The sequence below is a fragment of the Streptomyces sp. NPDC002888 genome (genome assembly GCF_042888465.1).
Taxonomy (GTDB): Bacteria; Actinomycetota; Actinomycetes; order Streptomycetales; family Streptomycetaceae; genus Streptomyces.
This window is the reverse complement of sequence record NZ_JBIAPU010000034.1, coordinates 17,794-28,086: the sequence shown is the minus strand read 5'-3', so window position 1 is coordinate 28,086 and position 10,293 is coordinate 17,794. Positions and strand designations below refer to the sequence as shown.

Genomic DNA, 10,293 nt, shown 5'->3' with positions numbered 1-10,293 from the left:
ATGGGCGATCAGTTGGCGGCCGGAGAGCCGAAGTAGCGGGCGTTGGCGGCGGCGACGGCGTCCCAGTCGGCGCCGAGCGCGAAGCGGATGACGTCCCAGCGGGCGTTGAACAGACGGTCCTCGGCGTCCTCGTCCCGGGAGCTGTCCTGCTCCTGGTCGGGCAGGTCGACGAAGACGGCCACGTTCACGCCGGGCAGGCGGTACACGTAGTCGGGGGTGGCCATCGCCTCGGTGAGGAAGGAGCCCGGCTCGTCCGGGAGCCGCAGGCCGCGCGCCTTCGCCCAGCCCAGGAAGTCGCCCTGGGCGGCCAGCTCGGCCGCCGACGCCTCGACCGACGTTCCGACCGCCGCCTCGACCGGCGTCGGCTCGGCGGCGGGGGAGACCTGGTCCAGCAGCCGCCGGTACTGCTCCGAACGCGACTCGCCGCGCGACTCCCGCCGGGCCGTCGCCGACGCCAGCCGCACCAGCAGGGCCCGCACCGAGTGACGGTTGATGAGGGCGTGGTTGAGCTGGTTGCCGTAGGTCAGCAGGCACTCGTAGCAGCCGAGCGCGCACGGCCGGTCCGGGTGCGGGCCGCCCTGGTCGGTGCCGTCCGCGTCGAAGTGGCAGATGTCCAGGGCGCGTACGGCGGCCTTCGCCAGGGCGTCGTCCTCCGCCTGGAGGCGGCGCAGCACACCCGCGCCGCCCTCGGCGGCCTCCGTGAACAGGATGCGGTTGCGGGGACCGTCGTCCGGCGGCAGCAGCTCGCTGGACAGCTCGGCGTCCTCCAGCTCGAACGCGGCCTCGATGCCCCGCTCCAGGGCGTACATCAGGGAGAGCGCGACCGGCTCCGGCAGCGGCTCGTCGAGGGTGACGACGAGGATGTTGCGGCGGTCCTCCACGTACGGGATGACCCGCTTCTTACGGCGCCGCTCATTGCCGTCCGCGTCGATCACGGGCAGCTCGCTGGAGTCGCCGGACGCCTCGGAGGCGTCCTTGTCGTTCATCCAGCGGCCGTCCGCGAGGTCCAGCCAGTACCCGGCCGGCTCGTCGCTCTTGGCGCGTACCCGGCCGGTGTTGGTGATCCGGACGGTCGCCGAGTCGCCGTACGCCACGTCGGCGAGCGGCGCGCCCGAGGCGTCGGCGACCGCCGCGTTCAGCCGGCCCTTGCGGGTGCCGTGGTCCTGGAAGCGGTACGACGTCTCCAGCTTGAAGCCGGCGCGGCGCCGCTCCTCCTCGTCGGACGAGATCCGCTCACGGCGGGTGGTGTAAACGGTGTGCAGGTGCAGCAGGCCGTACGTCGCCGCGCCCAGCGGCTCGTGACACATGGCGCAGCGGTCCTCCAGCTGCTCCGGATCGTGGTGGTAGCCGCACTGTGCACAGCGGCGGGCCTCGCTGGTCGCCAGCTCACCCGAGGAGTCCGGCGGCAGCTGGATGCGGGTCACCTGGTAGCGGGCGCCCTCGTGGTAGATCAGCGCACCGGGGCCGAACTCGCGGATCGCGAGGAAGCGCGGCCGCTGGAGGTAGTCGCCGTCCCCGCGGCGGCGGCCGATGGTCGGGATGTACGCGGCGAGCGGGAGCCGCGGGAAGCTGTAGCCGGGCAGGAAGCCCTCGGACGCGAGATAGCGGTACGGGTTGAAGTCGGAGAGGACCGACTTGCTGTCAACGCTCTCGTTCATCAGCAGGTTCAGTTGTGTCTCGGCCTCACGGCGGCGGGCGTTGGCACGGATGCGGTCGCCCTCGGTGAGGCTGTAGTCGAGGCGGCGCCTGTTCTGGATGTACTGGTCGTCGAGCGCGGAGCGGAACAGTTGCCGCCAGCGGTCGAAGGCCCGGTCGAAGCGCTTGGCCACCGTCCGCACACGGTCCTGGATCCAGTCGTCGTGCCACCACGTGGTGTCGGCGAAGTCGGGCAGGAGCGGGCCGAGGACGCGCAGGGCCGCGTCGACGGTGCGACGCCGGGCGCTCTCGTCGAGGGAGGCCGCGAGGATGTCCGGCAGCAGCTCCAGCGCGGGGTTCGGGCGGTCACCCGTGTCCGGGTACGACACGTCGAGCACCTCGGGGACGGCACGGCCCAGCTTCAGGCCGGCCTCCGCGATCCAGATGCCCTGGAGGTGGGAGAGGACCAGGTCCTCGTTGGCGAGGTCCAGACGCGGCGGGGCGACGGCGCCCGCCACCATGCGCTCCGAGCGGCGGAAGTAGTACTGGTCGTGACTGTTGCCCGTCGCGCAGTACGTGGTGACGAGGGCGGGCTGGCCGCTGCGGCCCGCGCGGCCCGAGCGCTGCGCGTAGTTCGCGGGCGTGGGCGGCACGTTGCGCATCATCACCGCGTTCAGCTGGGAGATGTCGACGCCCAGCTCCATCGTCGGGGAGCAGTACAGCAGCTTCAACTCCGCCTTGCGGAAAGCCTCCTCGCGCTGCTCCCGCTCCTCCGGCGAGACCTGCGCGGTGTGCTCGCGCGCGAACAGGCCGGACAGGGCGCCCGCCGCGTCCTTATACAGGTCGCGGAAGAAGGTGTTGACGCGCGGGCCGTCGCCGCTCTGGTAGGTGCGGGTCAGCGGGTCGTGCGTGCCCCGCTCGCCCCTGCCCGCACGCCAGACGAGGGACTGGGCGGCGACGCGGTAGCCCGTGGCGGCCGGGGTGGAGGACCTGCGGTAGCGGCCCGCCCGCTGCGGGGCCTCCGTCACCTCCTTCACCAGGCCCGCCTTGGCCAGTACCTTCAGCAACTCCTCGATGACCAACTGGAGATCGGCCGGGTCGAGCGTCTTGAACGACGTGTCCGCGCGGCGCAGGTACTTGCCGAACTTGCCGCGCGCCGACAGGAACAGCGCCGAGCGGTCCATGCCCGGACGGGACGGGTGCGGATAGGCAGTGCCGACCTTCGGCTTGTCCGCGGCGGACAGCACCCACGGGTCGATCAGCCGCTCCTCGCTCGCCCGCTGGAGCGAGTCGAAGTCGTCACGGAAGTACGAGACGTCGATGGCGAGGGACCGGCGCATCTCGTTGAGCAGCGCCTTCATGACCTCGGCCCGCAGTGCCGGGTCGGCGTCGCGCAGCGCCTCGTGCGTGCCCGCCCACCGGTCCTGCTTGGCCGCCACCCAGTCAAGGTCCTCGTAGCCGATCTCCAGCAGGCCGGTCTGCTCCAGGTTCGGCATCGTGATGCGCCAGCCGCGCTCCAGATCCAGATACAGCCGGAACGCGATCACGTCACGGAGGGTCTTGGCGGCGTTGCGGGCGAGGGAGGGCGGCAGATCGCTGTCGCCGGTGTAGTCGGCCGGCTCGATGGCGAGCGCGTTCGTCACCGACGAGGCCAGCTCCTCGTGGTGGACGCCGTCCTCGCCCGCGTCCAGAGCCGCCCGGTACAGCGCCCCACGCAACTGCGTGATCTGCACGAAGTCGTTGAAGTGACCCGCCTGAAGGGACGCGTCCTGCCGGTTGTCGACGAACGTGAGGAGCTTGCGCGCCTCCTTGTCCAGGGTCTCCTCAGGCACCGACTTCAGCGAGCGCACCACCGACGCCGAGATCAGCGAGGTCGCGGAGGACCGGCCCTCCTGGTCGAGCGTCGCCAGCTTCGCGAAGTCCCGGCCGCGCGTCTGCTCGTACGCGACCCCGCAGTGCAGGCAGAAGAGGAAGGGGGAGGGGACGAACGCGGCCTGGAGTTCGCCGCGACCCTCGTGACCGCGCGGATCGACGGTGACGGCACGAGGCACCCGGTCGCGGTACGACTTCTTCACCACCTCCTGGCCCTTGTCGTCCAACTCCAGCCAGGACTCGGGCAGTCGGCGGTCGTCCACGGCGTATTGCACGTTGGACGGCCACGCCCGCTCGTGGTCGACGTACAGATAGCCGTCGCCCTGCCGGCCGCCCGTCGCGGAGGTGTCCCGGCGGGCCTCGTACCGGACCTCGCCGTCCTTCTCGGTCCGCCACACCGTCAGGTACTCCTGACCGCACTCCCGGCAGAACGCCAGCGGCATCAGCAACTTTCCGTCACTGCCCGGCTGTTCGAGCTGATAAGACCGGGTGAGGTGGCGCGTGAGCTTGTCCTCCAGGGTGACGTACACGGTGTCACCCTTGGAAAGGAACTGGTGAAGCCGGAACGCGAACAGCGGCCGCTCGGTCACCGGGTGCCGCGCCTGCGAACCGGCCTCCAGCGTGGCGCGGATCGCGTCGGCGCACTGACCCTCGGCGACACCGGTCCGCTCGTGCAGCTCCCTCGCCGCGACCTCGATCTTCGTCGGCTGCTGCCGGATCAGCCGCCCGGTGGCCTCGTCCGTGGCCAGGCCGAAGCGGGTCTCGATCCAGCGGGCCAGCGGATCGCGTACGAGATCGTCGTACGCGCGCGGCGCGGCGGGGGAGTTGAGGCGCTCGGCGGGAACGGTGTCGGGTGTGTCGTGGGTGGCGCGGACCAGCGTCTCGCCGATGACGTGATCCGGGCGCACCGGCGTACCGAACAGAGTGCTCGCCACTCCGGCGACGACCTTCTTCTGGTCGTCGAGCGTGCCCTCGGTCGACATGGTGGCCGACGTGCCGATGCACTGCAGGTCCTGAGCCTGGCACGCCTCGCGGACGCGGCGGATCAGCAGGGCGACGTCGGCGCCCTGCCGGCCACGGTAGGTGTGCAACTCGTCGAAGACCAGGAACTCCAGGCCCCGCGCCATCTTGATGAGGCTCGCCCGGTCGGCCGGGCGGGTCAGCATCAGTTCCAGCATCACGTAGTTGGTGAGCAGGATGTCCGGCGGGTTGTCCCGGATCTCCTTGCGCTTCTCGTCGTCCTCCTGGCCCGTGTACCGGGCGAAGGTGACCGGCTCGCGGCCCGTGCTGTAGCCGTCGCGCAGATACTTCTCCAGCTCCTTGAGCTGGCTGTTGGCGAGCGCGTTCATCGGGTAGACGATGAACGCCCGTACTCGCTTGGGGGCTTTGGGTCCCTCGGTGTCCCGCTGGTGGAGCACCTTGTTCACGATCGGGACGATGTACGCGAGCGACTTGCCGGACCCGGTGCCCGTCGTGAGGACGTACGACGCACCGGACGCGGCGGCGTCGATGGCCTCGCGCTGGTGCTGGTGGAGTGTCAGCGGGCGGCCGTCGGGGACTGTGCCGCCCTCGGTCTTCTTCGCCTGGAAGATACGAGCGCACTCGTCGTGCAGGACCTTTTGCCCGGCGAGCTCGACCACCGTGCCGCCGCTCTGGAAGAACGGGTTCAGCGACAGCCACGGGTCGGGCCACTGCGACTTGCTGTTGAGGTCGTCCTCCACGAACGCCGCGATGCGGTCGTCACGGATGACGGTGCCACCCTCGGTGAAGGAGCGGTAGTCCCGGATGAGCGTGCGGTGGACGCCGAAGACGTCCATGCCCGCCCCTGAGATGGTGACCGGCGCCGGCGTCCGGGCGGTGGCCTGCCGTGCGGGGGCCTGGGCGGCGGGATCGCGCAGGGGGCGGGTCGGGTCCAGCGCGCCCCAGTGCGCCAGCAGTGAGGTGTCCCCGTCCTGCTTGACCAGCGGAAGCAGCGCGTCGCGTACAGCCACGGCGTCCGCGGGACGGGCCGCCGGATCCTTGGCGAGCAGTCGGTCGACGAGCCGGGCGAGCTCGGTGGGCACCTCGCTGCGGATCACGGCGATGGGCGTCGGCACCTCGTGCGTGTGCTTGGTGGCCAGCTCGAACGGGGACTCGCTGGTGAACGGCGGTACACCCAGGAGCATCTCGTACAGCACACAGCCCAGCGCGTACAGATCGGCGGCCTGCGTGACCTGCTTGGCCTCGAACTGCTCCGGAGCCATATAGCGGGCAGTGCCCACACTGACGCCGGTGCTGGTCAGCCGGGCCTCATCGGGGTCGTCGACGATGCGCCCCATGCCGAAGTCGAGGACCTTGACCGTGCCGCCCTGGGTGAGCATGACGTTGGCGGGCTTGAGGTCGCGGTGGACGACTTCGGCGGCGTGCGCGGCGGCGAGGCCGGACGCGATCTGGGCGCCGATGGCGGCGGCCCAGGTGACGGGGAGCTGCCGTTCCTCCTCGATGAGGTCGCGCAGCGTCTCGCCGTCCAGGAACTCCATCGCGAGGTAAGGCAGACCGTCCTGGTCCTCGGCCACCCCGCCGGCGACGATCCGCGTGAGGTTGGGGTCGTCGAGGCGCCGCATGATGCGCACTTCGCGGGCGAAGCGGTCGGCGGCTTTGGGGTCGGCGCCGGTGTCGATCCGGGTGCCCGTGCGGCGGCGCAGGATGGTCTTGACGGCGACCGTGCGCTCAGGGGTGCCCTCGGCTGCCTGGAGATCCTCGGCCCGGTGGACCTCACCCATGTTGCCCTTGCCGATGACATGCCCGATGCGGAACCTGCCGTCCAGCAGCTCCTGACTCACTGCCGCTCCCCTCGTCCTCTGCCGTCTCGTTCCTGCCCCCGCGCGCGAGGGTAAGAAAACGGAACGTGCCCCCTGCATGCGTTGCCGCACCGCTCATCGTGGCAGAGCGGAGGTGCGGTGTCCGCAACCGTACACGAAGTGGAATAAGTCCAACAGCCTGTCAGTCTGTTGACATTGTAAACGCATCACCATACGCTCTGCGGTGTCATCGGGGAGGGGGCGGGTGATGCACGAATCCGTCGGAGGGTATGGGGCGCCAGGTGGTGCGCCTGGGCGAGAACCGGGCCGCGCCGCTTGGGAAGCGCAGGGGGCCCAGTCGGCTCGTGGATCCGGAATGAAGGCCGCCCTGACGGGACTGCTGGCCCGCCTGCGACATGCGGCGGTCGATGGCGCCGTGCAGGAATCCGTGTTCCTGGAGCAAGTCGGCGCGCTGGGGCTCGGTGACGTCGAGCGGGAGCGGCTTCGCGAAGAACTGGCAGGGCTGGGGCTGCCCGTCCTGGGGGCGGTGGTGCATGCAGACGGTGACGGCCCGACTGCGGAAAAGGTTGCACGGATCCGTGAAGAAAATGTGTCCAGTACTGTTTTCCCCTCCGGCGACGTGGTTCGGGCGCTGCTGAGCCGATACGCCGACCCCGATGGGTATGTGATCCCGCGCGCACTGGACGGCGTCGCCCGTCTGGCTGGACTCGGTGCGCGAGACGCGGCGGCCCTGCGGGCCGGGGCGCGTGTACGGGGTGAGGCCGTCGCAGCGACAGCGGTTGCGACTGCGGAGACCGCGGTCGGGCTCACTGACGGGGAACACGAACTGGAAGGCGTTTCGGAGGACGAGCCCTTCCCGTGGCCGGAGGCGACGACCGGAGGGGGCATCGGGGACCTCGCGGCCGCTTTGGCCGCCGCGCTGACCGTCCTGGAGAACGACCGCTTCCGGCGGCGGCCGGACATGCATTTGTTGAGTGCCGAGGCGGAAGTCGGACTCGCCGTGCTGGTACGGGGCGGACCGGACCGTATGGCGGAGGAACCCGACGACGATGCTCTGAGTGGCCTGTCCCCCGATGACCTCCGGATCCGCGCCCGGGACTGTCTCGTCCTGCACAACCAGCGACTCGTGCACAAGATGGTGCCCAGATATCTGGAACAGGGGCTGGACTACGACGACCTGTTCCAGCACGGCGCGCTGGGGCTGATGCGGGCGGCGCGGAAGTTCGACCCGGCCAAGGGCTTCAAGTTCTCGACGTATGCGACCTGGTGGGTCCGCCAGTCGATCAGCCGGGGTATCGCGGACGAGGGCGGCGTCATTCGTATCCCGGTCCATATGCACGAACAGGTTCGCAAGGTGGCGCTGGCGGAGCGCACCCTCGCGATACAGGGGCTGCCCTCCGGAGTCGCCGACGTGGCTGTGTACTGCGACATGACCGTGCAGAAAGTCGAGGAGGCCCGGAAGTTGAGCCGGCGTACCGACTCCCTCGACCGGGTCATCGGGGACGGGGTCACCCTGGGCGACTTCATCGGGTGGACGAAGCCACTGCCGTCAGTGGAGAAGGGTGTGCTCGACTCGATGCTGCTGGAGCAGATCATGAGTGTTGTCGACACGCTCTCCGAACGCGAGGCCCATATCCTCGTCCGGCGACTGGGTCTGGACGGGAATGAGCCGTCGACCCTGGACGAGTTGGGCAAACGGATCGGACGGACCCGCGAGCGCGTCAGGCAGATCGAGTCAAAGGCCAAGAAGAAATTCCAGTATCGGCTGGTAGAGGCCGGGCTCACCGCTGCGTACCGGTACGACGGGGGCCTTGGAGAGGAACCCGGCAGCGCCGGGGAGCCGGCCGGCAGGCAGCGAGCCGACAGCGGAGCAGGAGCTGGAGCGGGGACCCGGAAGGAGAATTCCGGGGCAAAGCGGGTGCCTGACACGCTGCCCGACCCCGCACCGAAGCACGCTCCGCTGGAAGCAATGGCACAGTCCGTCGAAGCGGGGGAGACACCGGACGGCGGCGAATGCCTCAGAGAGCAAACGGCGGGCGAGCCATGCGATCACACCGCACCTGGTGAGGCGGTGATGGACTCTGCGACGGACACGCCGTCGGAGGCTGTCACCGCACTCACGGCTGAGCCTGAGGAGCAGGCGGATCGTCGGTCCGAGGAGCACTCCGCGCAGGCCGTCACTGAGGCGAGCGGGCCGTCGGTCCCTGAGCCGGTGGTTCCCGAACCCACGCAGTACACAGCGGACTGGCAGAAGGCGCTGCAGATGCCGCCTGAGTTCGGCGGGGGAGTGGCGTGGCTCGCCGAGTACGCGCTGCTGGCGGTGGGGCATGCGCAGCTCATTGTGCTGCTCGGTTTGTCCTCGGCCGACGCCGTTGCGCGTGCCGTGCGGGACAGAGGGGTGCTCGACCGGCCGGTGATAACGGCCCTGGAGGTACTGCGGCGCGTGTTCGACGCTGTGAAGGAGGCTGGGCTGCGGCCAGAGGATTTCTTCGAAAGACCGGCCGAGGCACTGGTAGGCATGACTCCGCGCGCGTATCTGGCAGCCAAGCCCCTGGTGCTGAGTGAGTCGCGCCTCGCACTGCGTGACTCCTTGCGGGAGTTCGTCGCCGAGGTCCCGCTGCGTGCCGGCCAGGGAGCGGTGCCCGCCGACACTTCGCCGGGCAGCGTCGTGGCGGGGCCTCATTTGGAGCCGGGCCCAGGGCCCGAGGACAGCACGCTGGTGCGTGCGGCCGGAGCGCCGGACGAGGGCATAGCGGCCTCACCCGACGGCCCCCGGGCGGACGTGCACAACCCCTCGCCGAAATCGCCGGACGAGGACGGGCTCGGGGCGGCTCGCGGGGATGGGCCGCTTGACGCCCGCCGCAACCAGGTGGATACAGAAGCCAACACCGTGCCAGGCAGCGAACGGCCCCAGGACGACACGGCCGGGCCGCAGGCCCCGCCGCTCAGAGCGGGTAACCAGTCGGCCGACCACGGCAGTGCTGACACACCAATGGCCCAGGAACAGCCCGTGTCTCTGCTCAAGTCCGGGCGCCGATCCGCGTCCGCCAGGACCCCAGAGGAGATGCCCCGAACCGGGACCGCAAACCGCGGCATCGGGTGGGGAGAGGCGGAGCTCGATGCTGAACGGCGTCTCACCGACGTACGCCGTGCGTACGAAGCCGAGCTGACGCGTGAACGGGACGAAGCCCTACGGAATCTCGCCGAGGAGCGGCAGGCCGCCGACGCCCGACGCATCGCTGCCCTCGCAGACACCGAGCAGCAGCTCGACGCCCTGGAGGAGACGCTGCTGCGCCGAGCGGACAGGGCTCTGCTCCGCAAAGAGCAGCACCTGCGCGCACAGGCCGAGGAGCGGATCGCGCGCTTCAAGGACGGGCATCGCGAGGCGCACCAGACCCTGGTCGAGCGAGCCGAACACGCCGAGCTGAGGGAACGCGCGGCACGGACAGCCATGGCCGCAGCCGGCGAGCGCGGTGCCCGGGCGGAGCAGCGCGCCAATGACGCCGAGCAGCTCGCCCGTACGGCCGAACAGCGCGCGAACGATGCGGAACAAAGGGCGAGTACGGCGGAAGATCGGGCAGCAGTACTGCACCTGCGGGCGAACGAAGCTCAGCGGCGGGCGGAGGAAACCGGCCAGCGGCTGCGGCGCTACCGCGAGGAAGGGGAGGCACGCATCTCGGGTTTGGAGCAGCGGCTGCGGCAGGCAGAGGCCCTGCTCGCCGAACGCGACGTAGCTCTCCGCGCGGCCCAGCAGCAGGCATCGGCCCAGGTGGCGGCGGCCGAACAGCAGGCCGCGGCGCGGATCGCCCTGACTGAGCACGACGCCTGGGCCCGCATCACCGAGCTGCAGCAACAACTCGCCGCCGAACGCGAAGCCGCAGCAGACCGTTCCACGCTTCGGGATCGCTGGCGCCGGTCCTGACCCCAGACTCCAAGCCCCGCGGCGCCCCACACCCCGCACCACTCGTACCGCTTCAGGAGCACC

General features: G+C 70.3%; 2 protein-coding genes. One reads left to right on the top strand and one right to left on the bottom strand.

Annotated elements, in window-relative coordinates; genetic code table 11:
* Nucleotides 1-8: 8 nt before the first annotated feature.
* The gene (locus ACFYWX_RS39460) at nt 9-6,329 is read right to left on the bottom strand and encodes a protein kinase (protein WP_389429872.1); all 6,321 of its coding nucleotides are present in this window, start codon (nt 6,327-6,329) and stop codon (nt 9-11) included.
* A gap of 334 nt (nt 6,330-6,663) precedes the next feature.
* Between ACFYWX_RS39460 and ACFYWX_RS39455 the strand changes: the two genes are divergently transcribed.
* The gene (locus ACFYWX_RS39455) at nt 6,664-10,230 is read left to right on the top strand and encodes a sigma-70 family RNA polymerase sigma factor (protein ID WP_389429871.1); all 3,567 of its coding nucleotides are present in this window, start codon (nt 6,664-6,666) and stop codon (nt 10,228-10,230) included.
* Nucleotides 10,231-10,293: the final 63 nt, after the last annotated feature.